The sequence below is a fragment of the Phascolarctobacterium sp. ET69 genome (genome assembly GCF_023336935.1).
GTDB classification, from domain to species: Bacteria; Bacillota; Negativicutes; order Acidaminococcales; family Acidaminococcaceae; genus Fusicatenibacter_A; species Fusicatenibacter_A intestinipullorum.
In genome coordinates, this window is record NZ_JAMBLR010000001.1 from 375,177 (window position 1) to 399,982 (window position 24,806).

The 24,806-nt window shown below is 45.3% G+C and carries 24 protein-coding genes, 1 tRNA gene and 1 other annotated feature; of the genes, 3 read left to right on the forward strand and 22 right to left on the reverse strand.

Annotated elements, in window-relative coordinates; translation table 11 throughout:
- Positions 1–70: 70 nt before the first annotated feature.
- Entirely contained in the window at positions 71–553 is a 483-nt protein-coding gene (gene ybaK / locus M3079_RS01830) for a Cys-tRNA(Pro) deacylase (protein WP_021716458.1), read from the reverse strand.
- 90 nt (positions 554–643) lie between these two features.
- Here ybaK and nadE point away from each other — a divergent pair, with 90 nt between their 5' ends.
- Positions 644–2,551 (forward strand): NAD(+) synthase, encoded by a 1,908-nt coding sequence (gene nadE, locus M3079_RS01835; protein ID WP_249076862.1) that lies wholly within the window; start codon positions 644–646, stop codon positions 2,549–2,551.
- Positions 2,552–2,631: 80 nt separating this feature from the next.
- Here the strand turns inward: nadE and panF are convergent, their stop codons facing one another.
- Positions 2,632–4,128, reverse strand: coding sequence for a sodium/pantothenate symporter (gene panF / locus M3079_RS01840; protein ID WP_249076863.1), 1,497 nt, complete (start codon positions 4,126–4,128; stop codon positions 2,632–2,634).
- Position 4,129: 1 nt separating this feature from the next.
- Positions 4,130–4,381: a YhdT family protein gene (locus M3079_RS01845; RefSeq protein ID WP_249076864.1), complete on the reverse strand. Its 252-nt coding sequence runs from the start codon at positions 4,379–4,381 to the stop codon at positions 4,130–4,132.
- Between the two features lie 176 nt (positions 4,382–4,557).
- Between M3079_RS01845 and M3079_RS01850 the strand changes: the two genes are divergently transcribed.
- Positions 4,558–5,688: a M20/M25/M40 family metallo-hydrolase gene (locus M3079_RS01850; protein ID WP_249076866.1), complete on the forward strand. Its 1,131-nt coding sequence runs from the start codon at positions 4,558–4,560 to the stop codon at positions 5,686–5,688.
- A 65-nt stretch (positions 5,689–5,753) separates the two neighbouring features.
- Here M3079_RS01850 and M3079_RS01855 read toward each other — a convergent pair whose 3' ends face one another.
- The 16 genes from M3079_RS01855 to M3079_RS01930 all read right to left on the reverse strand — a co-directional run bounded on the left by M3079_RS01855 (position 5,754) and on the right by M3079_RS01930 (position 21,629).
- Complete coding sequence (locus tag M3079_RS01855) at positions 5,754–6,047, reverse strand: helix-turn-helix domain-containing protein (RefSeq protein ID WP_249076867.1); 294 nt, start codon at positions 6,045–6,047, stop codon at positions 5,754–5,756.
- Between the two features lie 13 nt (positions 6,048–6,060).
- Positions 6,061–6,399 carry a type II toxin-antitoxin system RelE/ParE family toxin gene (locus M3079_RS01860; protein WP_249076869.1) on the reverse strand — a complete coding sequence of 113 codons (339 nt, stop codon included), beginning with the start codon at positions 6,397–6,399 and terminating at the stop codon, positions 6,061–6,063.
- Positions 6,400–6,534: 135 nt separating this feature from the next.
- The gene (ileS, locus tag M3079_RS01865; RefSeq protein WP_249076871.1) at positions 6,535–9,318 is read right to left on the reverse strand and encodes an isoleucine--tRNA ligase; all 2,784 of its coding nucleotides are present in this window, start codon (positions 9,316–9,318) and stop codon (positions 6,535–6,537) included.
- Between the two features lie 34 nt (positions 9,319–9,352).
- Positions 9,353–9,575: a binding site (T-box leader), on the reverse strand.
- 45 nt (positions 9,576–9,620) lie between these two features.
- Positions 9,621–10,295: a histidine phosphatase family protein gene (locus tag M3079_RS01870; RefSeq protein ID WP_249076872.1), complete on the reverse strand. Its 675-nt coding sequence runs from the start codon at positions 10,293–10,295 to the stop codon at positions 9,621–9,623.
- A gap of 11 nt (positions 10,296–10,306) precedes the next feature.
- The gene (locus tag M3079_RS01875) at positions 10,307–11,125 is read right to left on the reverse strand and encodes a DivIVA domain-containing protein (RefSeq protein ID WP_249076873.1); all 819 of its coding nucleotides are present in this window, start codon (positions 11,123–11,125) and stop codon (positions 10,307–10,309) included.
- Between the two features lie 19 nt (positions 11,126–11,144).
- On the reverse strand, positions 11,145–11,930 hold the full coding sequence (locus M3079_RS01880; RefSeq protein WP_249076874.1) for a YlmH/Sll1252 family protein: 786 nt from the start codon (positions 11,928–11,930) through the stop codon (positions 11,145–11,147).
- The gene (proC, locus tag M3079_RS01885) at positions 11,931–12,758 is read right to left on the reverse strand and encodes a pyrroline-5-carboxylate reductase (protein ID WP_249076875.1); all 828 of its coding nucleotides are present in this window, start codon (positions 12,756–12,758) and stop codon (positions 11,931–11,933) included.
- Entirely contained in the window at positions 12,746–13,279 is a 534-nt protein-coding gene (gene sepF, locus M3079_RS01890; protein WP_249076876.1) for a cell division protein SepF, read from the reverse strand. Before sepF ends, proC begins: the two co-directional genes overlap by 13 nt.
- A gap of 17 nt (positions 13,280–13,296) precedes the next feature.
- Positions 13,297–13,998, reverse strand: a complete 702-nt coding sequence (locus M3079_RS01895; protein ID WP_249076877.1) for a YggS family pyridoxal phosphate-dependent enzyme — start codon at positions 13,996–13,998, stop codon at positions 13,297–13,299.
- 51 nt (positions 13,999–14,049) lie between these two features.
- Positions 14,050–14,853, reverse strand: a complete 804-nt coding sequence (gene pgeF / locus M3079_RS01900) for a peptidoglycan editing factor PgeF (RefSeq protein WP_249076878.1) — start codon at positions 14,851–14,853, stop codon at positions 14,050–14,052.
- A 1-nt stretch (position 14,854) separates the two neighbouring features.
- Positions 14,855–16,582 (reverse strand): TIGR03960 family B12-binding radical SAM protein, encoded by a 1,728-nt coding sequence (locus tag M3079_RS01905; RefSeq protein WP_249076879.1) that lies wholly within the window; start codon positions 16,580–16,582, stop codon positions 14,855–14,857.
- A 12-nt stretch (positions 16,583–16,594) separates the two neighbouring features.
- Positions 16,595–18,076 carry a polyphosphate:AMP phosphotransferase gene (gene pap, locus M3079_RS01910; RefSeq protein WP_021716374.1) on the reverse strand — a complete coding sequence of 494 codons (1,482 nt, stop codon included), beginning with the start codon at positions 18,074–18,076 and terminating at the stop codon, positions 16,595–16,597.
- 27 nt (positions 18,077–18,103) lie between these two features.
- Positions 18,104–18,640 (reverse strand): hypothetical protein, encoded by a 537-nt coding sequence (locus tag M3079_RS01915; protein WP_249076881.1) that lies wholly within the window; start codon positions 18,638–18,640, stop codon positions 18,104–18,106.
- A 13-nt stretch (positions 18,641–18,653) separates the two neighbouring features.
- Positions 18,654–19,670, reverse strand: coding sequence for a flotillin-like protein FloA (gene floA / locus M3079_RS01920; RefSeq protein WP_021716372.1), 1,017 nt, complete (start codon positions 19,668–19,670; stop codon positions 18,654–18,656).
- A 13-nt stretch (positions 19,671–19,683) separates the two neighbouring features.
- Complete coding sequence (locus M3079_RS01925) at positions 19,684–20,151, reverse strand: NfeD family protein (RefSeq protein WP_249076883.1); 468 nt, start codon at positions 20,149–20,151, stop codon at positions 19,684–19,686.
- A 113-nt stretch (positions 20,152–20,264) separates the two neighbouring features.
- On the reverse strand, positions 20,265–21,629 hold the full coding sequence (locus tag M3079_RS01930; protein WP_249076886.1) for a serine hydrolase domain-containing protein: 1,365 nt from the start codon (positions 21,627–21,629) through the stop codon (positions 20,265–20,267).
- 237 nt (positions 21,630–21,866) lie between these two features.
- Here M3079_RS01930 and M3079_RS01935 point away from each other — a divergent pair.
- A tRNA-Asn gene (locus M3079_RS01935) sits at positions 21,867–21,942 on the forward strand.
- Positions 21,943–22,120: 178 nt separating this feature from the next.
- On the opposite strand, the gene M3079_RS01940 is transcribed toward M3079_RS01935, so the two are convergent.
- From M3079_RS01940 to M3079_RS01950, 3 genes are read right to left on the reverse strand one after another with little or no spacing between them, the layout of a single operon-like run.
- Positions 22,121–22,747: a precorrin-8X methylmutase gene (locus M3079_RS01940; protein ID WP_021716369.1), complete on the reverse strand. Its 627-nt coding sequence runs from the start codon at positions 22,745–22,747 to the stop codon at positions 22,121–22,123.
- A 12-nt stretch (positions 22,748–22,759) separates the two neighbouring features.
- Positions 22,760–23,284 carry a cob(I)yrinic acid a,c-diamide adenosyltransferase gene (locus tag M3079_RS01945; protein ID WP_249076888.1) on the reverse strand — a complete coding sequence of 175 codons (525 nt, stop codon included), beginning with the start codon at positions 23,282–23,284 and terminating at the stop codon, positions 22,760–22,762.
- The gene (locus M3079_RS01950; protein ID WP_249076891.1) at positions 23,285–24,805 is read right to left on the reverse strand and encodes a cobyric acid synthase; all 1,521 of its coding nucleotides are present in this window, start codon (positions 24,803–24,805) and stop codon (positions 23,285–23,287) included.
- Position 24,806: the final 1 nt, after the last annotated feature.

Below are 24,806 nucleotides of genomic sequence, written 5' to 3' on the forward strand. Positions count from 1 at the left end.
AAGCCATCCTTTCATCTTTCCATGGAGTCATAATAGCATATTTATGTACTTTGGGCAAGTATTTACACGTTCAGGAATGAATAATGTTTACTACAACTGCACCTGTTGCCTTCACCAAATCGTCAGGGTTTAAAAAAATCTGCATGCCGCGCAGCCCTGCGCTGATGGCAATTTTATCCCACAAAATGCAGGTTTCGTCAAGGTAAACAGGGTAATTCTTTTTAGCGCCAAGCGGAGAACATCCGCCGCGGATATATCCTGTCAGCGGCAGCACTTCTTTTAAATGAACCATCTCTGCCCTTTTGTTGCCGCTTGCTTTGGCAAGAGCCTTTAAATCAAGCTCGCCGTTGCCGGGAATAACAGCAAAAACCGGGCCTGTCTTATCGCCGCGCACAACAAGGGTTTTAAAAACCTGTTCCGGCGGCAGCCCAACTTCCCGGGCAACGTGAACGGCATCAAGATGTTCTTCATCCACTGCGTATTCAATCAGAGTGTATTCTATTTTCTTTTCGTCCAAAATGCGTGCAGCATTGGTTTTTTTCTGCTTTGGCATTGCTTATCGCCTCCATTTGTATGGTATTACATGCCTTTATTTGTTATAATAACATCATAAACATATAAACGCAAACCGGAGAGATGCAAAGTGCTGATAAAATTTGCCTGCGCCCAGCCGGAAATTACCGCAGGGCGGCCAGACCTTAATACACAAAAAATTATAAATTTAATTAAAGAAGCTGCTTTAAATAAAGCAGATATTTTATTATTGCCGGAACTTGCCGTACCGGGCTATTTAATCGGCGATTTATGGGAGCAGAAATCTTTTCTGGAGGACTGCGAAGCCTTTGGCGAAGAAATAATAAACGCCACTGCCAATTATGATATCTGCGTTATTTTCGGCAACATTGCCATTGACAGAAGCAAAGTTAACGAGGACGGGCGCGTGCGCAAATACAACGCCGCTTTTGCTGCTTACCGCGGCAAAGCCCTTGGCAACGGCAAACTGCCCTATAACTGCATTATTAAGCACTCGCTGCCCAATTACCGCGAATTTGATGACAGCCGCTATTTTTACAGCCTTGCACAGCTGGCGGCAGAACTTGAAACCACTCCACAGCAGCTTGCACATCCTGTTGAAGTGGAAATAAAAGGGCAAAAACTCAAGCTCGGCATTATGCTTTGTGAGGACGGCTGGACGGAAAACTATCATTTCAGCACACCTTCGGCACTTGCCGAAAACGGTTCGGATATTTTATGCAACCTCTCCTGCTCTCCGTTTACCTTAAATAAAAATGCCAAGCGTCACCGCTTGTTTTCCGCACAGGCGCAAAAACTTGCACTGCCTCTGGCTTACTGCAACAACACGGGTATTCAAAATAACGGCAAAAACATTTTTACTTATGACGGATGCAGCTGTGTTTACAATAACAACGGCACTTTAATTGCCGAAGCGGATGCGTTTAAAGAAAGCCTGCTGTACTTTTATTTTGATACGGCAGATAAAACAGTTAAGGCAGATTCGCAGCCCGTTGCTGCTGCCAAAGATGATACTGCCGATATTTATAAAGCCGTACGCTACGGCACGCAAAAATTTTTGCAGCAGCTTGGCATAACAAAAATGGTGGTTGGCCTTTCCGGCGGCATTGATTCTGCCGTTACGGCCGCGCTTTACACCGATATTTTAGGCCCGCAAAACGTGCTTTTGATAAACATGCCCGGGCGTTACAATTCCGGCCTTACCAAAGATATGGCGCTTAAAACCGCGCAGGCACTTAAAACAAACTATATGGTGGTGCCCATTACCGAAAGCGTTGAACATACATACAGCCAGCTTACGCAAATAAGCGCAGAAGCGTATTACAACAACAGCACCTTTAATTTAAGCGTTACCCCTTACGTTATGGAAAACATACAGGCCCGCGACCGCGGCGCACGTATTCTTGCAGGCGCGGCAGCAGCTTTTGGCGGCGCGTTTTCGTGCAACTCCAACAAAACGGAAATCACCATTGGCTATGCCACCTTCTACGGCGATATCTGCGGCGCAGTAGCCCCTATCGGCGATTTGTGGAAGCATGATGTTTACGCCATAGGGCGTTACCTTAACGAAAACGTATTTAAAAAAGCCGTAATACCGGAAGAAATTTTTACCATGCGCCCCAGTGCGGAGCTTTCACCGGAGCAAACTGTCGGCAACGGCGGCGACCCGCTGGTTTACCCCTACCACGACAAACTGTTTGCCATGTTTGTTGAAAGCTGGCAAAAAACTTCACCGGCCGATATTTTGCGCTGGTATGCCGAAGGAACATTGGCTGAACACTTAAACTGCCCGCCGGAAATTATAACTGCTACCTTTAAAAACGCCGTTGAATTTATTGCCGACCTTGAACGCTGGTGGAAATTATTCTGCGGGCTTGCAGTTGCCAAACGCATTCAGGCACCGCCTGTCATCAGCATTACGCGCCGCGCCTATGGCTACGACCACCGCGAAGCACAGCTTCCGGCATATTTTTCACGCGAATACTATAAATTAAAAAACGAGCTTCTAAAAAAATAAGAGGGCCTCTGTCCTCTTTTTTATACGCAAAAGGCTGCCTGCATTAACAGACAGCCTTAATTTTTTAATATTTTACTAAATCAGTCCGGATATCTTTCCGGGAAAAATACACGCAGCACTTCTTCATCCTGCGTTTTGCCGATACATGTGCCAATCAGGAACAAAATCAGCGAAACGCCAATACCGATAACAATCTGGTGCAAATCAAAAACTTTAATCTGCATGGCCATACATACGCAGTAGCTTACCACGCCGCCCAGCATTGCCAGTATTGCGCCCATACGGTTGGCCTTAGGCCAGAACAGCCCAAACAGCAGCACCCAGAAAAACGCCGTTTCCAAACCGCCGAAGGCAAACATATTTATCTGCCAGATTACGCTTGGCGGGGCAATGGCCACAACATACACAATTAAGCCAAGCACAACGGTTGCCAGCATACTGAGCCTTTTTATTTTATCGTTGCTTACTTCAACATTGCGTTTTTCCATTTCGCGCATGTACACATCTTTAATGATTGAAGAAGAAGAAGAAAGCAAAAGCGAAGAAACCGTCGATACCGTTGCCGCAATAGGCCCTATAATGGTAATGCCTGCCCAAAGCGGCCCCATGGTTTTTACAATCGTCAGCGGGGTAATGTTATCAACGCTGTTTCCATATGCCGCCAAAGTGTCGGTTAAAATACCTTTGGAAAGCACGCCAATCCAGGTAGCTACAAGCGTCATGGCGCCAATGGTAATAGTTCCTATCAGCATGGCGTTATGCAGCGCTTTGGTATTTTTATAGCTTATGCCGCGCACAACGGACTGCGGCAAAGCCAGCGTACAAATGCCAACCAGCAGCCACTGGCTGATATACAGCGACATCGGCATTTTACCCTGCGAAAGCGGCTCCAGCATATCATGGTGATTGGTATTAATGTAATTCATAATATTATCGTAGCCGCCGCCTGCGCTGAGCATGGAACTGAACAAAATTCCCAGCCCTACAAGCATGGCAACAGCGCAAATGGCATCGGTAATGGCAACGCCCTTAAAACCGCCAATGGTAGTGTAAAAAACTACAATCAGCCCAAAAAGGCTGAGGCCTGTAAGATACGAAAACCCGGTAACGGCTTCAAACAATTTTGCCGCGCCTACAAACTGCGCAACCATTGTGCCGCAGAAAAACATTACAATAAACAGCGCCGACATGTTGGCAAGAAAATCAGACTGATAACGCCTGCGGATAACATCTATAACCGTAATGGCATTAATTTTACGCGAAATAAGCGCAATTTTTTTGCCGAAAACACCCAAAACCAAAAATACAACAACAACCTGCACAATGGCCATATACAACCAGCCGTAACCAACCAGCCACGCCATGCCCGGCCCGCCAACAAACGTGCTTACGGAGCTGTACGTTGCCACAGTTGTCATGGCAAGCACAAAACCACCCAGGCTGTAACCGCCGATAAAATAATCGCGCGCAAAATTGGTGCTGCGCTCTTTGCGCGAAGCATACTGAATGTAAAAACTTACGCCCAGCATAAACATTAAAAAGCAGAAAACAGGAAGAAGATTAACCCAGTTGCCCATATTATTTTTCCTCCCCGTCTTCCAAGTCAAAATCTTTAAAGACAAACCGAACCAGCACCCAGCAAACCAAAACTGCAAAAAGCCAGGTACCTATGCAGCCGCCGATAACCCAGATGGGTGTATGGAAAAATTCAACCGTTGAATTTTCCAGCCCGAAGCCTGCCACATACCAAAACAAAATTACAAGTGCGAGTGCTATCCATGTAGCCTTGGCTTCACGGTTAGCCTGAACAAATTTTTCACTGCGTTTCATAATACGCTCCTTCTGGCGTCGCCACAGATGTTGCCGCGCCGTTTATTAGGCCTAAGCCTCTCCATATTGTACCATATTTTCAGAATAAACCAACACCTTAAAAATGAAAAGTTTTATGTTTTTATTATTTTTAAGTGTTATAATATAAAAGATGTTATATCACACGGAGGTAAAATATGATTAACGAAGAACGTCTTTTAAATGAATTTATTGAACTTGTCAGCGTTCCCTGCCCCAGCCTTGATGAAAAAGCGGAAGCTGATTTAATTGTAAAAAAACTGGCAGAACTCGGCATTAAAGCCGAAATTGACGACGCAGGCAAAAAAGCAGGCGCCACCACCGGCAATGTATGGGCATTTATTCCTTCAAACCTGGATTACAAAGTTCCCGGCCTGATGTTTGAAGCACATATGGATTCTGTTGCCCCCACTACCGGCACCAAAGTTGTGCGCAAAGACGGCGTGCTGTATTCCGACGGCACAACCACTCTCGGCGGCGACGATAAAGTAGGCATTGCCGCAAGCCTCGAAGCAGTAAAAGTAATCCTCGAAAACAAACTGCCACACGGCGATATTCAGCTGTGCTTCACTATCGGCGAAGAAATAGGCAGCGTCGGCGTAAGATATATGGACCCTTCATGGATTAAAGCCGATATAGGCTACTGCCTTGATGAAGGTTTTGAACCCGGCCTTGTAAACAACGCCGCACCGCGCGCTGTAAAACTGTTTGTAAAAGTTATCGGCAAAGCTGCACATGCAGGCGTAGAACCAGAAAAAGGCATTAACGCCATTATGCTGGCCGCCAAAGCCTTAACCGCCCTGCCCGCTTACGGACGTTTAGACGAAGAAACCACACTCAGCGTCGGTAAAATTGAAGGCGGCCTTGCCAGCAATATTGTTGCGCCGAGCGCCGAATTTGTTATTGATATGCGCTGCCTGAGCCCGGAAAAGCTTGACGTTTTAATTAGCGATACCAAAAAAACTCTTACCGAAGCTGTTGAAGCAGGCGGCGGACAAATTGAAATTAACGTTGAAGAAGGCTCGCCCGCAATGCGCATCAGCGAAGATGACCTTGGCGTTGTATTTGTAAAGGAAGCAACCAAAAAACTCGGACTGCCGTTTAAACTGTTCAGCAGCGGCGGCTGCACCGACGGCAACTACCTGTGCGGCATGGGCCTGCCCTGCGTTGCGCTTTCCACCGGTATGGATAAAATCCACTCTACCGAAGAATGCTTAAAAGAAAAAGACCTTTACAACCTAGCGCGCCTCGTTTTGGAAATCATCAGCGCAGCAGCTAAAAAACAATAATTAATTAGTAAAAAGCCAAACAAAAAATGGCAGCATACTCAAAAAGTATGTTGCCATTTTAATTTTTAAATTGTAATTTTTCCCATATCTAACAGCCATAGAAGCCTGTTAGAAGGTCCGGAAGGTTTATTGCGCCCGGCTTCCCACGCTTCTACTGTTTTTGTAGAAACACCGATATATTTGGCGAACAGTTTCTGCGTTAAACCGATTTTTTCTCTAATATTTTTTACCTGAGCAGATGTATAAACACCGGCAGGTTCTATTTCTATACTTCTGACATTTCTTGGTAATTTTTTTGTTTTGGTATCATTTATAGCTTCATCTAAAGCTCCGCTTAAAATTGCAAATGCTTCACTCATTATAATTCACCCCTTATAAATTATCCTCCAATATATCAATTTGATGTTTTAATTTTAGCCGTTCTTCCATTGATAAATTTTCTATTTCATTTTTAGCAAATACAGCCAATAAAAATATGGTTTCTTTAATTTCAAAATCTACGTAACATACTCTGGTACTGCCGCTTTTGCCCCTGCCTTCAAAAGCAAAACGCATTTTTCGCAATCGCCCTGTTCCTCTGATAACATTTCCTACTTTTGGATTTTGTAAAAGTTCGTTTTCAAGCCTTCTTAAATCACTGTCATTAAAACCTAATTCTTTCCATGATTTTGTAAATGCACTTGTCTGAATAAAAGTTCTTTTAATTATCAAAAATTTTCACCTTCCAGTTTTATTATACCCTATTCAATAGTAGTTAATCAAGAAATTTAGCATAAAAACAGCCTTTTACCTATTTTTGTAAGTAAAAGGCTGTTTTGTCATTTTATTTATTTGTTAAAAGCTGTTTTATTTAACTGCTTCGGCGCAGCGTGCGCACAGGGTTGGGTGTTCTGCGTCCTGGCCAACGGTATCGCTGTAAATCCAGCAGCGTTCGCATTTATGGCCTTCAGCAGCTTTAACGGCAACTTTCAAATCTTCACGGGTGGTTGCTTCGCCTGCTTCACCAACGCCTTCATGCAGTTCTGCCTGAGATACGATTAAGAGTGCAGGCAAATCTTTTTCTACGGATTTGAGCACTGCAAGCGCTTCGCCTTCAGCATAAAGTTCAACTTTAGCATCAAGGGAATGGCCAATGGTTTTGGCTTTGCGTGCAACTTCCAGAACTCTGGTAATTTCACTGCGGATGCCGATGAAATCTTCCCATTTCTTTTCCAGAGCCGGGTCGATGTATTCTTCTTTAACTTCCGGCCAGGGCATCATCAATACGGATTCCGGCATATCGGAGGTTTTCTTCATGAACTGCCATACTTCTTCCATGGTAAAGCTCAGTACCGGAGCCAGCATTACAACCAAATCAACCATAATTTCATACATGGCAGTCTGGGCGCTGCGGCGTTCAATGCTGTCTGCTTTGTAAGCGTACAGTCTGTCTTTTAAAATATCCAGATAGTAGCTGCTCATTTCTACGGTGCAGAAGTTATGAATTGCATGGTACAGTACATGGAAATCGTAATCTTCGTAAGCCTGCTGTACTTCTTTTTTCAGCAGCTGCATGTGCATTAATGCCCAACGGTCAAGCTCCTGCATTTGTTCAAACGGTACTTTGTCTTTTTCGTAGTCAAAGTCGTTGGTGTTGCCCAAAATGTAACGGATGGTGTTGCGGATTTTGCGGTATACTTCGGAAAGCTGTTTCAAAATATCTTTGGAGATACGGATATCAGCTTTGTAATCGCTGGAAGCAGCCCACAGACGGATAATATCTGCGCCGTATTGTTTGATAACGTCCTGCGGAGCAACGGTGTTGCCTACGGATTTGGACATTTTGCGGCCTTCGCCGTCAACAACATAACCGTGGGTTAAAACGGATTTATACGGAGCGTGGCCGGTGGTGGCAACGCTGGTTAAAAGCGAGGACTGGAACCAGCCGCGATGCTGGTCGCTGCCTTCAAGGTACATATCAACAGGCCAGCTGAGTTCCGGGCGTACTTTGGCAACAGCTGCATGAGAAGAACCGCTGTCGAACCAAACGTCCATAATGTCGCTTTCTTTGGTAAAGTGCTTGCCGCCGCAGTGCGGGCAGGTTGTGCCTTCCGGCAGAATTTCTTCGGCTTCGTGTTTCCACCATGCGTCGGAGCCTTCTTTTTGGAACAAATCGGCAACGGCGTTAATGGTTTCGTCGGTAATCATCGGTTTGCCGCATTCTTCGCAGTAGAACGCCGGAATAGGAACGCCCCATACGCGCTGACGCGAAATGCACCAGTCGTTGCGGTCGGCAACCATGTTATGGATACGGCTTTCGCCCCAGGACGGAATCCATTTAACTTCGTTGGCAATAGCAGCAAGTGCGTCATCGCGGAAACCGTCGATAGATGCGAACCACTGCTCGGTTGCACGGTAAATAATCGGGTTTTTGCAGCGCCAGCAGTGTGCGTACTGATGGCGGATGTTTTCTTTGCCGAACAGCATGCCGAGTTCAGCAAGGTATTTTAAGATAGGAATGTTGGCATCAAATACAAACATGCCTTCAAACTGTTTTGCTTCTTTGGTAAATTTACCGGATTTATCTACCGGGCAGATAATCGGCAGATGATATTTGATACCGGTTTCAAAGTCGACATCGCCGTGGCCGGGAGCGGTATGTACACAGCCGGTACCGGCATCAAGCGTTACATAGTCGGCAAGTACAACGATGGATTTGCGTTCAATGGTATCGAACGGATGGCGGCATTCGGCAAATTCCATATCTTTGCCTTTGCAGGTGCCAAGCACGTTGCTCAAATCTTTCTTGCATACTTTGCCAACCTGTTCCAAAAGTTCTTTGGCAAGGAACAGAACTTCGCCTTCACATTCAACCCATGCATATTCAATATCAGGATGCAGGGCTACGGCAACGTTGGCAGGCATGGTCCACGGAGTGGTTGTCCAGATTACCATATATGCCGGTTTGCCTTTTGCTGCTTCAGGCATCATGCCGTTGTCTTTTACAATCGGCATTTTTACGTAAATAGCCGGAGTTTTCTGTTCAGCGTATTCAATTTCTGCTTCTGCCAAAGCGGTTTCGCAGTGCGGGCACCAGTAAACTGATTTCTGGCCTTTATAGATATAGCCTTTTTTAGCCATTTCGCCGAATACATGAATCTGTACGGCTTCGTAATCAGGCACAAGGGTTACATAGGGATGATCCCAGTCGCCCAAAACGCCAAGGCGTTTAAAATCGTTGCGCTGAATGTCAATCCACTGCAAAGCGTAGTTTTTGCATTCGTTGCGCAGTACCAGCGGGTCAAGCTCGTTGCGGTTCAGGCCAAGGTTTTTAATGGCAGCATGTTCAATCGGCATGCCGTGGGTATCCCAGCCGGGAACGTACGGAGTATCATAACCCTGGGTATATTTATATTTCATGATAATGTCTTTTAAAATTTTATTAAGAGCAGTGCCCATGTGAATTTGTCCGTTGGCATACGGAGGGCCGTCATGCAGAACAAATTTTTTGTGGCCTGCGTGCAGTTTTTGTTTCTTTTCGTAAATGTTGTTGTCATACCAGTATTTTAAAATTTCCGGTTCACGTTCCGGCAGTCCGGCACGCATGGGAAACTCTGTTTCCGGTAAGTTAAGCGTTTTGCTGTAATCCAATTTTTTACACCTCCAAAAAAATAAAGTCTCATCCCAAAGGGACGAGACTGTATAACCCGTGGTACCACCCTAATGACGCAGAATTTACGCGCCACTCTCAACGCCGTTAACGTGCGTTACCCCGTCCGTACTTACTGCTGTTTCTGTACGGAAGCTCCAAAGTGATTTTCACCGGCCTTCTGTCCTGTTCCGGCTTGCACTGTCCCGGAATCGCTGCGCTGCTTCGTGCCGGCTACTGTCTTTATCATAGCCTGTAAGAATATTTAAAAACACAATCATTATACAACACCGGCGAAAAACCGTCAATGTTTTTTGTAATACTTATACGAAAAAATTCCGTATCCTTCGCCTTTATGTAAATGCGATGTATCATTTAACAAAAAGATGCTGTGTTCCAGCCATTTGTTAATGCCAAGTACGGTTACGCTGCCAGGCAGGATATCGACGGAAAAGTTATATTTGTTTACTTCTTCGATATCAAAGCCAAGCCAGTAAAAAATAATGTTTTGAATAGTGCCCTTGTGCGCAACGATAATCAGGTTTTCTTTTTCCATATCAGCACAGGCTTTAATGCCTTCAACGCAGCGGTCATAAAATTCCTTGCGCGTTTCTCCGCCCGGATAGTTGCGGTGGTGCAGTTCTTTCAGCGTCGCTGCCGGACGGTAAATTGCCTTTGCTTCGCTTTCGGTCATTCCGGCGGCAAGGCCGTTGTTTTTTTCGCGCAGAAACGCGTGCTTTTCAACTTTACCGTCCATATGCAGGCGTGCGGCAATAATGGCAGCACTTTCGGCAGCGCGTTTTAAATCGCTCGCCAAAATGCGGAATTTTTCGCTGCGCCCTTTAAAATCCAGTGCCAGTTTTTCCGCAAGTGCTTCCAGCTGCCTGCGCCCGGCTTCGGTAAGGTCAGAATCAGTCCAGCCGCCTGTTAAATGCTGAGTATGATGTGTTGCTTCTCCGTGCCTCACAAGGATTATCATAATCGTTCCGCCTATTCTTCAGTATTTTTATCAAAGCTCTTTAAAAGCTCAAGCTGCGATTCCAGCAAATTTATCATGTGCTGGCGGTGTACATTGGCTTTTTTTACCTGGTCATCAAAACTGTTTTTGGCAAGCGCTGCTTTGTTTTCAGCGTCAAACATCAGCTTGCGTGCCCTTGCGTCAGCGTCGCTAACTGTTTTTTCTGCCTGCATGCGTGCTTTGCCAAGGGTTTCAACAGCGTCTTTCCTTGCTTTATCAATAATATTTTTACAGGATTCTTCCGATTTTACCTTTAATTTTGCCACTTCAACTTCGGCGGCAATGCGCATTTTGTTAACAAACTGCTGCGTGTCTGCTTTAAGCTTGTTCATTTCGGCTTCGGTATCGTTGCGCAGTTTATCCGCTTCGGCATTGGCTTCGTTGCGCACTTTTTCGGCATAGCTGTCGGCTTCGGCCTTAGCCTGCGCTGCGGCAGTACCGGCTTCGTTAAGCAGGCGGTCTGCCTCGTTTTTGGCATCTGTTTTCATGCCTTCGCATTTGGCGGTGGTTTCGTCAAGCAAAACCTGTGCTTTCTTTTCGCTTGTTTTTTTAACTTCGTCCGCCGTTTCCTGCGCCACAACCAAAGTGTTCTGCATGGTTGCTTCCATTTGCTGGTAATATTCCAGCTTGGCGCTGACGCGTTCAACGGTTTCTTTCAGTTCGATATTATCCTGATACAGACGTTCAAAATCTTTTACAACCTGCGCAAAAAACTTGTCTACTTCTTCGGTTTCATAACCGCGGAAGCCTTTGGTAAAGGTTTTATTTTTTAAATCGAGAGGTGTAAACATCTGCCTCTTTCCTCCAACATTAAATATAGCGTTTTAAAGTAATGCTCATGCGTCCCTTTTTGGTTGTGCCGCGTATTTCGGCAACTTCTACACGCCCGCGGCTGCGGAAGGATATTACATCGCCTTCGTTTACGCTTTGCGATGGCTTTTTGGCTTCCTTCCAGTTTACACGTACATTAAGGCTTTTTATTTCATCGGCCATGCGCGAGCGGGAAACACCGTAACCTGCGGCGGCAACGGCGTCAAGCCTTAAATCGGCCACTGTGGCACTGATGATTTTTACTTTTTCTTCACGCTGGGCAAGGTTTTCGCGCGGTATTTCGGTTATGGTAACCGGCGCGCTGCCAATCTGCGTAAGGTTGCTTTCAATGTAATTGGCAAAACTTTTATCGGCAACAAAATGCGCGCCTTCCGGCGTAATAACAATATCGCCCAAAATTTCGCGCTTGCAGCCCATGCCCATAAACGCCCCCAGAACATCACGGTGCCCGATGGTATAAAAACGTTTGTCCCATTTAACTTCAAAGCAGCTGATGCCGTAATCGGGTGCGCCCATAAAGTTTTCGTCTATAAATGCCGCTTTTACTCTTTCGGCATTGTTAAAACCGCCGTCAGCTTCAATTTTTATGTTTTCGTAGTTAGCGGCAACAATTTCCGCTATATTATAGCTGTGCGGGTCTAAAAAATCAGTTATGCGGAACTTTTTGCTTTTTCTTGCCCCTTCGGCAAGGTCAAGCAGTTTTGCTGCCAGTTCTTCATCGCCGCCGGCTTTAAAATAACGCAGTATTTTTTCTCTGTCTGCCATTTATTTGCCCTGCAGCTCCCTGCTGCGCTGCATTGCTGCCAGTACAGCGTCGTAAATAGCAGCTCTTACGCCGCGGTTTTCAAGCGCATGTATGCCGGCAATGGTTGTGCCGCCCGGTGATGTTACCTGGTCGCGCAAAACAGCCGGGTGCAGCCCGGTATCCAATACCATTTTGCCGCTGCCGGCAAAAGTCTGCGCCGCCAGTTTTATCGCCATGGCGCGCGGCAGGCCTGCGTTTACACCTGCGTCAGCCAGAGCGTCAATCATCATAAATACATATCCCGGCCCGCAGCCGCTTACTGCCGCAATAGCTTCTATGGCGCTTTCGGCAATAATTTCAATTTCGCCGCAGCTGCCAAAAACAGCTTTGGCAACGTCAAGCATTTCTTCGCTTACGTTTTCGTCAGGAGCAATGGCCGTCATGCCGCAGCCAACCGCCAGCGGGGTGTTGGGCATAACGCGGATAACTGCATGCCCGGGAACAAGTTTATGCAGCTTGTCAAGGTTAACGCTGCCCATAATGGAAAGCACCGTTGTATTTTGCGGAATTGCATCGGCTACTTCTTTAGTTATGGCCGCATCAGCCACCTGCGGTTTTACGGCAAGAATTACAAAGCCTGCTGCTTTAACTGCTTCCGCATTGCAGCCGGTGGTATTAACTTTATAAGTTTTTTCAAGGTATTCGCGGCGCCCTGCCGAAGGGTCACTGATGATTATCATTTCAGGCTCGGCAATTTCCTTATGCAGCATGCCTTTTAAAATGGCTTCTGCCATCATGCCGCCGCCAATAAAAGCTATACGCCCTGTTTTATCAGTTATTTTTTCCAAGGCTGTCCCCCTCTTTCGTCATAAATATTATCATCTGCATTAATATCAACGTTTTTAGGCGCGCATACCAAAATATTATGGCCTATTTTTTTCATGCTGCCGCCCAAAGCATAAACTACGCCGCTGATAAAGTCAGTCATTCTTTTCATAACAACTTTATCGGTAGCTTCAAAATTAACAACTACCGGCTGGCTGCCGTTAAGGTAATCGGCAATTTTCTGCGAATCGTCAAACGATACCGGCTCCAGCACAATTACTTTAACCTGCTTTTGCGCCATTGGTATGGAAATGGTTTTTGACGCTGGCATAGCAGTTGTTTTGCTTTTGAAAAACGATTTGCGCTCAGGTTCCGGTTCTGCAGGAGCAGCCGGTACTTCTCTTACCGGCGCTGCGCTTTTGCGTGAAAACAGGCTTTTTTTAGCCGGTTTTTCTTCCGGTTGTTCACTTGGGGTTTCTTCAATTATTTCATCGTCTTCTTCATACAATCCGAGAGCTTCCGAAATACGGTCCAATAATTTCATAAAATTATCACCTCAGGTTAAAATTTTAAACTGTAATCACGCTGCCCGAAAAGCGCCGTGCCTATGCGCACCATATTTGCGCCTTCTTCAATAGCAGTTTCGTAATCATGCGTCATACCCATGGAAAGAGTATCTATATCCGAGCGCTGCTGTTTCAGTTTGCAGTAAAGCTTGTAGCCTTCCGCAAACACCCAGCGTATATCTTCGGAATTTTCCGCCGCAGGCGCAATAACCATCAGCCCGCGCACGTGCAGGTTTTTAAAATTGTCAAGTTCGGGCACAACCGCCTCATAATCTTCCGGGCTGAACCCTGTTTTTTGTTCTTCGCGCGCAATGTTAACCTGCAAAAGTATTTCCTGAACTTTGCCCGCTTTGGCGGCTTCTTTATCGACAGCCTGCATTAAATGTACGCTGTCCGCCGATTCAATCATATCAAAAATGGCAACTGCCTGTTTGGCCTTGTTAGTTTGCAGATGCCCTATTAAATGCCACCTGCCGCTGCCTTTGCCGACAATTTCGCGTTTGGCTTTGGCTTCCTGCACACGGTTTTCACCGATTACCGAAACGCCAAGATTAAAAGCGTCGGTAATTACCTCAGCCGGGTGATTTTTGGTTACTGCAACCAGAGTAACTTTATTGCCTGTAATTTTTTCTTCTGTGCGCCTTAAAAGCGCAGCATCTATTTTGGCTTGTACATTAATTAAATTTTCCTGTAACAATATAAAGACCCCCTAAAGGTTTTATATTCGCCGTTAATATAATTTATCCTTTTACTTTTTCCAAATAGTTACGCCCATGCGCCCTGTTTTGCCGTTTTCTGCGCGGTACGAAAAAAACAGCTCTTTGCTGCACTGCGTGCAAATACCGGCATTGTAAATATTTTGCGGCAGTAAACCGGCATCTAAAAGTGCAAGGCGGTTCCAGGCCTGTAAATCTGCCATGTATCTGCCGTTTTCTTTTGCCGTAAAACATCCGGCATATTTTTTGCCGGCTTCAAAAACTTTATCGTCAACTTCATAGCAGCATTGCCCAATGCTGGGGCCAATGCCTGCCAAAATATTTTCCGGCTTTGCTCCAAATGCTTCCTGCATTTTTGTTACAGTGCTTGCAGCAATACCGGCAACGGTTCCGCGCCAGCCTGCGTGTGCCAGCCCTATGCTGCCGCTGACCGGGTCAGCAAAAATAACCGGAACGCAGTCGGCAAAAAACAGCATAAGCGGCAGCTGCGGAAGGTTCGTTACCAGCGCATCGGTATTTTTTACGGCATCACTGTATGCTTCAGCGCCTTTACCTGCCAAGGCTTCAACTACAACGGCAACATTGCTGCCGTGCACCTGTTCGCAGCAGGTAAATTTACCGGCATCAAGGCCGAACGCCGCGGCATAGGCACGCCTGTTTTTTAAAACAAGTCCGGCTTCGTCGCCAACATGAAGGGCAAGGTTTAACCCGCCAGATATTAGCGCGCTTTCGCCGTGCAGGCGGCAGCTGAATGCATTGCCGAAGCCTAATGCGTCAAATGCAGCAAAGCTGCCATACCAGATATTTTTATTATTTTGCAAAACGAATCCGTTCATTTTACCCCTCACAAACTCCGCAGCGTTTGCAGCCGTCAAAACACATCGGCGTAAAGCGCTGCGCTTTGGCATTTTCCCATTCTTTAATTAAATATGCTTCTTTAAAGCCCATATCCAAATGCTTCCACGGCAGTGGGCAGCCGGGTTCATATTCCGCACCGGCAAGCTTTTCGATATCAAGCCCGCTGTTTTTAAGCGCCTGTTTCAAGGGTATGCCTTCCGTAAAGGCCTGCAATAAAAACTGCCCTGTTTTTCTGTTTCCGCGCGCCAGTGCAGCCTGCAAAACAGTTTCTTTTAAAGATTCCGTTAAAAGTTTTATATGCTTTTCTTTTTTAAAAGCTGTTTCTAGCATTTTAAAACGCTTTTTCAAAATTTTGGTATTGCAAAGCGGCGACCATTGGAACGGCGTAAACGGCTTGGGTACAAATGCGTTTACGGAAATAATTAAATCGCCTTTATTGCCTGCTTCATCCATTTTTTTACGGATGCGGCGCACCATTTCCGTCATTTCGTCAATATCGGCATCTTCTTCCTGCGGCAGCCCAATCATGTAATAAAGCTTTACGTTTTTCATGCCGCTGGCTGCGGCAAGCGTAACTGCTTTGTAAATGTCTTCTTCGGTAATGCCCTTATTAATAATATTGCGCATTTTTTCGCTGCCTGCTTCCGGCGCAACGGTCATTGTCTGCTGACCGCTCTGCGCAAGGGCATCTGCAAGCAGGCTGTCCAAAGTATCTGCACGCAGCGAGGCCACCGTAAACGGCATCTTATTTTGAATAAGCGCCGAAGTTAATTCGTGTATCTGAGGATAATCGGAAACCGCAGCACCCATTAAACCAACTTTTTCCGATACGGCAGGCCTGTTTAAAATTTTATCTAAAAGCAAGTCGTAATTTCTTGCACGCGGCTTGCGGAAACAGTACCCTGCCATGCAGAAACGGCAATGACGCCCGCAGCCTCTGGCAACTTCGGCAATAAACATATTCTGAAATTCCGTTTCGGAAGTTAAAATTGCTGAAGTATTGGGATATTTGTCCAAGTCGCGCACCCAGCGCCGTTTAACCATTGCAGGCACACGGCTGTCATGCTCCAAGCCGGTAAAATTGCCGTCAGCATCATATTGCGATGTATAAAAACGCGGCACATACAAGCCTTCAACCTGCGCCAGATTAAGCAGCAGTTCTTCTTTGCCAAGGCCCTGTTCCCTGCCTTTATAAACAACATCAAGCAAATCGTTAATTACTTCTTCGCCTTCGCCTATAACAAAAACATCGGCAACCTCTGCCAATGGTTCAGGGTTAAAGGTTGCACACGGCCCGCCGATAACAATCAGCGGTTCTTTTTCGTTACGTTCTGCCGCACGCAATTTTATATTGCTCATTTGCAGCATGGCAAGCAAATTTGCATAGTCCATTTCAAAGGACATCATTACGCCGATAATTTCAAAATCGGCTAGCTGCCGCTGAGTTTCCATACTCATTAACGGCGTTTTGGTTCTTTTGTACTCGGCCAGCGTTTTGCCGTCCGGCAGAAAAAAGCGTTCACAGGCCGTATCGCCGCGGCCATTGATAATCTGATACAAAATGTGCATGCCTAAATTTGACATGCCTACCTTATAACTGTTAGGGTACAAAAAAGCAAAGGCGCGCCTTGCCCCCGGTGCAAAGCACTGCGCGCCTGTTTCTTTTGCCAGTATTTCCTGAATTTTATTTTTTAATTCCCAAGTCAAAAGCAAAACCTCTTATTTTATAGCTTTTTCAATAGCATTAATTACTGTTTTTAAAACTTTAATTCTTGCATAATATTTGGAGTTAGCTTCAACTACCGTCCACGGTGCGTAATCTGTGCTGGTGCGTATCAGCATTTCGTTAACAGCCGCTTCATAAGCAGGCCATTTTTCGCGGTTGCGCCAGTCTTCTTCGGTAATTTTCCACTCTTTGTCCGGGTCGTTTTCGCGCTCTTTAAAGCGTTTATACTGTTCGTCCTGGTCAATATGCAGCCAGAATTTACACAAAATAATACCGTGTTCAGCCCATTGCGCTTCGGTTTCGTTAATTTCGCCATAAGCGCGCTGCCATTCAGCATCCGTTGCAAAATGCTCAATGCGTTCAACCATTACACGCCCATACCAGGTTCTGTCAAAAATGGCAATTTCACCGGCGCGCGGCATTTTAATCCAAAAACGCCACATATAGTGGAATTGTTTTTCAACCTGGTTCGGCGCCGCAACCGGATTTACAGCATAACCAAGCGGGTCAAGTGCTCTTGCAAGACGCTTGATGGCGCCGCCTTTGCCGCCTGCATCCCAACCTTCAAACGCTACAATCAGCGAGCGCTGTGATTCGTATAAATCAAGCTGCAAAGATTTTAATTTTTCCCTGCATTTATCAAGCTGAACTTTATATTCTTCCTTGGTAAGCGATTTGGAAAGGTCTACCTTATCAAGAACATTATATAAAGCTACATGGCGCGGCGGCAGCACAATGCTGCGGCTTTGGGATTTTATTTCTGCCGCTGCCAGTGCGCTTTGCAGTGATTTTACCATGCTTTCTATAATTTGAATGGTTGCAAAGCGTTCGTCATCACCGGCAATTAAATGCCAGGGTGCGTTTTCGGTATCAGTTTCGGCAAACATCTGCTCATAAGCATTAATAAAGTTATCGTAGTCTTCGTCATTATGCTCCTGAACATCCAGTTTTTTCCAGTTTTTGCCATATACTTTATTCAGCTTTTCCATGTTTTCCTTTTGCTGCTTTTTGGAAACATGCACAAAGTATTTCAAAAGCACATAGCCGTCATCGGTAAGCTGCTTTTCAAACGCACGGATGTGTGAATAGGAGGTATTGAGCAAATGCCCTACCTGGCTTTTATCCGAAACATTATGTTCATTTTTTAAAAAGTACCAGCTGCGGTGGTATACTGCAATATTGCCGTAGCTCGGAAGCTGCTTCCAAAAGGATGTAAAAAACGGCTGCCTGCGCTGTTCGTCAGTCATTTTGGACGCGGAAAATACCCTGAAACCACGGGAGTCCATTTTCTGCATCATTTCATTGATAATATCTGTGCGCATGGCTCCGCGCCAGCCTTCAACCAGCACTATTACAGGCACTTTTGCCGCGCGGCATTCCCTTTGCAGTTTACCGAGCAAATCGCCGTAATAATCCATTTTTTTATCATACTCTTTTTTATCCAGCTTTTGTTTTAAATCGAGTTTCTCAAGCATATTTACGCCTCTGTTCACTTTGATATTTTAATACGGCTCTTTATAAGGCCTTAATGCGCGCGGCTTGTTGAGTATTTCTGCCATTATAATACCTTCACGCAGCCTCCGGCGGTTTATTTTGCCGTTAAAGAGCGCAGCTTTTTTCTGCGTGCGCGGCATGGCAAACACGGGTGCAGCAGGCCGTTTTTTTAATGACGGCGGCGTTATAAATGCCGGTTCATTGTAAACTTTATAAGTTGACTGCACCTTCGGCTGTTCAAAAACTTTTCCGCGCTGTTTTGCTTCCCGGTCTTCCGGAAACTCTACATACCAGGGCTTTTTACTTTCCCTGCCGGATGCGGGAGCTTCTTCTTTATATACAGTTTTATCCGTACTTTCGTTCTGGCTTTGCTGCGTGCCTGTAACGTCATAAGTTTCTCGGTTTTCCCGGCTGCTGTCCATATCCGGCAGCGGCGGAAAATGCCCCGTTCTGTTACGGCGTTTTTTGCGGTTCGATTTATCAATTACAACGGTAATTACAAAAATCAGCAGCGGCAAAAAGCCCATAAAGTTTTCAAAGTCCATAGTAATCCCTCATTTATTTTTGAACGGGATTTTTATCTACTTCAACATCCTGTTCATTGCCGGCAATCATTTTTCGCATATCGGTATCTGCAATAATGTTGTTCATACGGTAATAATCCATAACGCCAAGACGGCCTTTTTCCAGCGCTTCCGCAAGGGCGGCAGGTACTTTGGCTTCCGCTTCAACAACCTTGGCCTGCATTTCCTGCGTATAGGCTTTCATTTCCTGTTCTTTGGCCACAGCCATAGCACGGCGTTCTTCGGCACGGGCCTGGGCAATGCGTTTATCGGCTTCCGCCTGGTCGGTCTGCAATGCTGCGCCAATGTTGCGTCCTACGTCAACGTCGGCAATATCAATCGAAAGAATTTCAAAAGCAGTACCGGCATCAAGGCCTTTGGCAAGAACAGTACGCGAAATGTAATCCGGGTTTTCCAAAACATCAGTATGGCTTGCGGCAGAACCTACATTAGTTACAATGCCTTCGCCTACACGGGCAATAATTGTTGCTTCACCGGCACCGCCTACCAGCCTGTCGATATTGGCGCGCACGGTAACACGGGCTTTAACTTTCAGTTCAATGCCGTTTTTGGCTACGGCAGAAACAACCGGGGTTTCAATTACTTCCGGGTTAACGCTCATCTGAACCGCTTCAAGCACATTGCGCCCTGCAAGGTCGATAGCACAGGAACGTTCAAAGGTAAGAGGAATCTGCGCACGGTGCGCTGCAATTAATGCGTCAATAACGCGGTCTACGTTGCCGCCTGCCAAATAGTGCGCTTCAAGCTGGTTTACGTTAACATTCATGCCTGCTTTATTGGCTTTAATTAACGGCAGCACAATCTGCGAAGCCGGTACGCGGCGCAGGCGCATGCCTATCAAATTAAAAATTCCTACGTTAACTCCGGCGGCAATGGCCGAAATCCATAATCCCAGCGGCACAAAATTAAAGAATAAAGCTATAACGGCGATAATTATAATTACGGATATTAAACCGCCGCTGAATAAAAAACTTAACAAAAAATCTGCCATTTACAACACTCCCCTACTCATATTTTTTAACAAGCAGCTTGCTGCCTTCAATCTTTACAACTTCAATTTCCGAATCTTTGTCTATGTAATCGCCGAAGCTGACCACGTCTACGCGTTCACCGTCAATTAAAGCGGTTCCCGCAGGGCGCAGCGGCGCAATTACTTTACCTTTTTTGCCTAAATAACAGGAATAATCTGCCGCGCCGGTATAACCTTCGCTGTTTTTCTGCTTCTCGCGCAGCACAAAAGGATTCCAGCTTGACGATGACGGTATAAACCAGAACAGCAGCGCGCAAATTGCCGCAAGCACCGCAACAGTGCCGCCAACAATGCAAAACGCATTCCAGCCGCCGCCAAGGAAGAAAAAGAACCCTGCTGTCAGCGATAATAAGCCGATTGCGCCAAGTATGCCTCCGGGCACAACAATCTCCAGCCCTATCAAAACTACCCCGGCCACAAGCAGAACCGTATCAAGCGACATCCAATCACCTCCGCAAAGTATATATTATTATTATAACATACAACAAAAGCATACAGCAAAATTAAGCGTTTAAAAGTACAAAAATTATAAATTAAAATTTATTCTTTCTGAAATTACAATTCAGGAAAAGCATTATTTAATATGGCGCTACACACCTTTTCCTCCCACAAATACATACCGCTGTAAGCACCGGCGTTTGCACTTTCCGGCCCTGGCATGCCGTTCATAATATAAATAAACCCGTTTTTATGTTCCCGGTCTATAAACATGCCTGCCAGTAAACCGTAGGCTTCAGCAAAATGCCCGGACATTTCTATATCCCTGTCCGGCAGAAAACGGTCTTTATCAATGTTTTTTACATTCTGAATACCGAGGCCGAAGCAGTTCATTAACCCGCCGTAAGTATCGCCGTTGGTTTTAGCTTCGTTTAAAGTCCAGTAAGGCTTAAACATTTCATCAATGCTTTTTTCCGTTAAAATGCGTTTTCCGTTATATTTGCCGTTATCAATAAGCATTTGCATCCACTTTTCCAGCCCGATAAGGCTTATCCTCAAGCCGCCGTGCGGAAAAAATATTGTGGCATTGGTTCCTGTTATGTATTCATCGTAATTATATATGTTGTACAGATTATTGCCGTATATTTTTAACGTGGAATAATCGTCAACCTGCGCAATCCACGGGCCGTCAGTATTCCAGACGCCGTATTCCTGCTTCTGATAAATCAGCCCAAAATCGCTCAGCGCAGCTTCGTTAAAATCGGTTATATTAAAGCTGGCATCAATTCCTATTGGTTCAAAAATTGCCTGCTTCATATATTTATCAAACCGCGTCTGGGTAACTTTTTCTATAATAGTTCCTAAAATTCCGTAATTTAAATTTGTATAGCAGAAAAATTCGCCCGGTGCTTCACCATAAGGCGCATAATGCGCCCCGCCTTCATAAAATACCCCGTCCGGGCGGAATAATTCCTGTAAGCTGTATTTTGAAGGTATTGTATAAACTTCACCGTCGCGCAGCGAAGAAGTATGGCTTAACAGCATTTTAGAAGTTATCGGCGTATCAGGATAGTTTGGGTTGCGCAGCGTAAAGCCAAGGTAACGGCTTATATCTGCGTCCAAATCAATTTTACCCTGTTCGGCAAGCTGCATATATGCCGCCGCAACAAAAACTTTGGAAAGAGAAGCAATGCGCAGTTTGGTATCACGCGTAAGCGGCAGGTTATTTTGAGGATTTTCGTTATCAATGTATCTGCTGCCCAAAGTCTTTTCATAAACCAGGCGGCCGTTTTTAATAACCGCCGCACCAACACCGGGCACGCCGTTTTTGTTATCGTCAATTAATAATTGCAAATCAGTGTTCAGTTTGGTAAAGTTTTCATTTTCTGCCGCCGCGGCAGATACCTTTAACTGGCAGGGTATACAAATAATGCCGCAAATAATAAAAGCAGTTAAAAATATTATGTTTTTAAAATTTTTCATTCTTATTCCCCTGTCTTAAAACAAAAAAGTTAAAAACAATTATAACATTAAACCGCCTGCTTATAATACATGTTTTTTGGTGCAAATATGGTATTTTTTGTGAATTTTAAAGAAAACAGCAAACAAACGCAGCAGCAGCCAAAGCCAGAGAAAAATCTTAATACAGCTTAATTCCTGCGCAATTAAACTATTGACAGAGGTTTGAGAAAATATTATAATATCTTTCGTCAACAAAATTCCCCGATAGTTCAGCCGGTAGAACACCTGACTGTTAATCAGGGCGTCGTAGGTTCGAGTCCTACTCGGGGAGCCAGAAAATCATGTCCCGGACGTTTTTCGTTCGGGATTTTTTATTTTTATGTATGCTTTTCTGCTCTTTTTATAAAAAGCACAAAATAAAATACGGAACCAGTTTTCAGAGTATATAAACACACCTTAAAATACTGATTCCGTATGTAAAGTTTAAAAATATTCAGCTTTTTATTTCCGGCTTATCTTGTCAGTTTATAAATAAGCGCGTTGCAGATTGCAGCCGCAACGTTGCTGCCGCCCTTGCGCCCAACTGCAACGATATAAGGAATGCCCGTCTGCATAATAATTTCTTTTGATTCCACTACATTAACAAAACCTACCGGCACGCCGATTACCAGTGCCGGTTTTATTTTGCCTTCTTTTACAAGCTCATCAAGGCGTACCAGCGCGGTAGGTGCATTGCCAACGGCAATAATTACAGGGCCTTCAACGGTGCAGGCTTTTTCCATGCAGGCTGCCGCACGTGTGGAGCCTGCTTCTTTGGCTCTTGCTGCAACATCGGCATCTGCCATAAAGCAAACGGCTTTGGCACCGAGCTTGGCAAGCCCTGCTTTATTAATTCCGGTGCAGGCCATATTGGTATCGGTAATAATGGTTGCACCGTTTTTTAAAGCCTCCAGTGCTTTTTCAACTACGCCTTCAGAAAAACGCATATTGCGTGCATAGTCAAAATCAGCAGATGTATGAATAACACGTTTAACAATGCTTATTTTTTCAGGGTCAATTTTTAATTCACCCAGTTCTTCACCGATAATTTCCATGCTGCGTTTTTCTATATCCGCAGGCAGTACATTTTGTAATTTCATATAAACCTCCTATTATTTTTCAATACCTTCACGCGCCATAATTCCCTTATCCATCGGATGTTTTACCTTACGCATTTCCGATACATAATCGGCAATTTCTACAAGTTCCGGAGCGGGATTGCGCCCTGTTAAAACAATTTCCAGATTTTCCGGCTTATGCCGCAAAAATTCAATGAGTTTCGGCATTTCAAAAACTTTTGCGTTCAGTGCGCCTATTACTTCGTCCAAAATTAAAAGCGAATAGCCGCCGTTTTTTATTTTTGCCAAAACCTGCTCAAACATTTTATTATGCTCGATAAGCAAAGCATGTTTTTCTTCTTCATTCATTTGAAAAGTAAATTTTTTGCTTTCTTTGCCGCGCATTACTTCAATATCCGGCAGTTTGGCAAGCGAATAAAGCTCCCCGCTGTCGCGGCTTTTTAAAAACTGCACCAGCAAAACCTTATTGCCGCGCCCTGCACAGCGTACTGCCAGGCCAACGGCAGCGGTGGTTTTTCCCTTGCCGTCGCCGCAGTAAATATGTATTAACCCAAACATTTAAATACCAGCCTCTAAAATTTCGTAAACTTTCTTCATGTCGATATTCTTTCTGATATTGTCGGCAAGAATATCATACTGCTGTTTTTTATATTCATCAAAATTGATAACTTTAATATCATCGCTGCTCATGCCTTTTTTGGCAAGCAGTGCTTCAACAACGGCAGCTGCCGCGCCTTCACTGTCGAAAATGCCGTGTACATAAGTGCCGTAAACATTAAGCTGCCCTTCAATATGCTGGGAACCTTCCGGCATAACGCCGCCTTCTTCGTAAATAGGCTGCATCTGGGTCAGCGCATTATCTTTATCAAATTCGGTTACGCCGGAATGAATTTCGTAGCCGTAAAAATCTTTGCCGCTGAGGTTTGCAAAAACGCCCTGCACGCTGCCGAAACGGCCTTCCACACGGATAGTGCGTTTCTTTTCGGCAAAAATGGTTTCAACATTCAAAAGACCGATACCGGCAGTATCGCCGCCTTCTTCAACACCATACGGGTCGCTCAGGTTTTTGCCGAGCATCTGGTAACCGCCGCAAACGCCGAAAATAACAGTCCCTTTATGCGCGTGCTTCAGAATTTCCGCTTCAAAACCGCTCTGGCGCAGCCATTTCAGGTCGCCAATAGTATTTTTGGTGCCGGGAATGATAATCATATCGGGATTTTTCAAATCCTGCACTTTATCTACATAACGCAGGGAAACGCCGGGAATAAGTTCAAACACGTTAAAATCGGTATAGTTGGACATGCGCGGAATACGCACAACGGCAATATCAACCGCTTTAACTTCAGTATGTTCGGTTAAGCGTTCGGAAAGGCTGTCCTCGTCTTCTATATCGACATGCAGCATCGGCACTACGCCTACAACTGGCACGCCTGTTTTTTCTTCAATCATTTTCAAACCCGGGCGCAGAATTTCCACATCGCCGCGGAATTTATTAATGATAACGCCTTTTACCATTGCGCGTTCATCCGGCTCAAGCAGCATTAACGTTCCGTAAATGGAGGCAAATACGCCGCCGCGGTCGATATCCGCAACCAAAAGTACAGGAGCTTTAGCCATTTTGGCCATGCCCATGTTTACAATATCGTCGGTTTTAATGTTAATTTCCGCCGGGCTGCCGGCGCCTTCGATAACGATAATATCATTTTTATCTGCGAGGCCGTTAAAAGCTTTCATAATTTCCGGCTTCAGCGTATGTTTCATTTTAAAATATTCAGCCGCTGTCATTGTGCCGATAGGCTCACCGTTTACAATAACCTGCGAACCGCAGTCACTGGTAGGTTTTAACAAAATCGGGTTCATGGCAACGTCAGGTTCAATACCGGCAGCTTCCGCCTGCACAACCTGCGCCCTGCCCATTTCCGCGCCGGTGCGCGTTATAAAAGAATTAAGGGCCATATTCTGCGATTTAAAAGGCGCCACCTTATAGCCGTCCTGATTGAAAACACGGCACAAGCCCGCAGTCACAAGGCTTTTGCCTGCATTTGACATTGTTCCCTGAACCATTATTGTTTTGGCCACG

Excerpts from the sequence above, each read along its gene's own strand:
- M3079_RS01845 (WP_249076864.1), bottom strand. The coding sequence starts at position 4,381 with ATGAAACGCAGTGAAAAATTTGTTCAGGCTAACCGTGAAGCCAAGGCT.
- M3079_RS01945 (WP_249076888.1), bottom strand. The coding sequence starts at position 23,284 with ATGTTTGGGTTAATACATATTTACTGCGGCGACGGCAAGGGAAAAACC.
- M3079_RS01930 (WP_249076886.1), bottom strand. The coding sequence starts at position 21,629 with ATGAAAAATTTTAAAAACATAATATTTTTAACTGCTTTTATTATTTGC.
- M3079_RS01940 (WP_021716369.1), bottom strand. The coding sequence starts at position 22,747 with ATGAAATTACAAAATGTACTGCCTGCGGATATAGAAAAACGCAGCATG.
- M3079_RS01925 (WP_249076883.1), bottom strand. The coding sequence starts at position 20,151 with ATGTCGCTTGATACGGTTCTGCTTGTGGCCGGGGTAGTTTTGATAGGG.
- sepF (WP_249076876.1), bottom strand. The coding sequence starts at position 13,279 with ATGAAATTATTGGACCGTATTTCGGAAGCTCTCGGATTGTATGAAGAA.
- ybaK (WP_021716458.1), bottom strand. The coding sequence starts at position 553 with ATGCCAAAGCAGAAAAAAACCAATGCTGCACGCATTTTGGACGAAAAG.
- pap (WP_021716374.1), bottom strand. The coding sequence starts at position 18,076 with ATGCTTGAGAAACTCGATTTAAAACAAAAGCTGGATAAAAAAGAGTAT.
- M3079_RS01855 (WP_249076867.1), bottom strand. The coding sequence starts at position 6,047 with ATGAGTGAAGCATTTGCAATTTTAAGCGGAGCTTTAGATGAAGCTATA.
- panF (WP_249076863.1), bottom strand. The coding sequence starts at position 4,128 with ATGGGCAACTGGGTTAATCTTCTTCCTGTTTTCTGCTTTTTAATGTTT.
- M3079_RS01880 (WP_249076874.1), bottom strand. The coding sequence starts at position 11,930 with ATGGCAGACAGAGAAAAAATACTGCGTTATTTTAAAGCCGGCGGCGAT.
- M3079_RS01875 (WP_249076873.1), bottom strand. The coding sequence starts at position 11,125 with ATGTTTACACCTCTCGATTTAAAAAATAAAACCTTTACCAAAGGCTTC.
- M3079_RS01870 (WP_249076872.1), bottom strand. The coding sequence starts at position 10,295 with ATGATAATCCTTGTGAGGCACGGAGAAGCAACACATCATACTCAGCAT.
- pgeF (WP_249076878.1), bottom strand. The coding sequence starts at position 14,853 with ATGAACGGATTCGTTTTGCAAAATAATAAAAATATCTGGTATGGCAGC.
- M3079_RS01850 (WP_249076866.1), top strand. The coding sequence starts at position 4,558 with ATGATTAACGAAGAACGTCTTTTAAATGAATTTATTGAACTTGTCAGC.
- floA (WP_021716372.1), bottom strand. The coding sequence starts at position 19,670 with ATGGCAGATTTTTTGTTAAGTTTTTTATTCAGCGGCGGTTTAATATCC.
- M3079_RS01915 (WP_249076881.1), bottom strand. The coding sequence starts at position 18,640 with ATGGACTTTGAAAACTTTATGGGCTTTTTGCCGCTGCTGATTTTTGTA.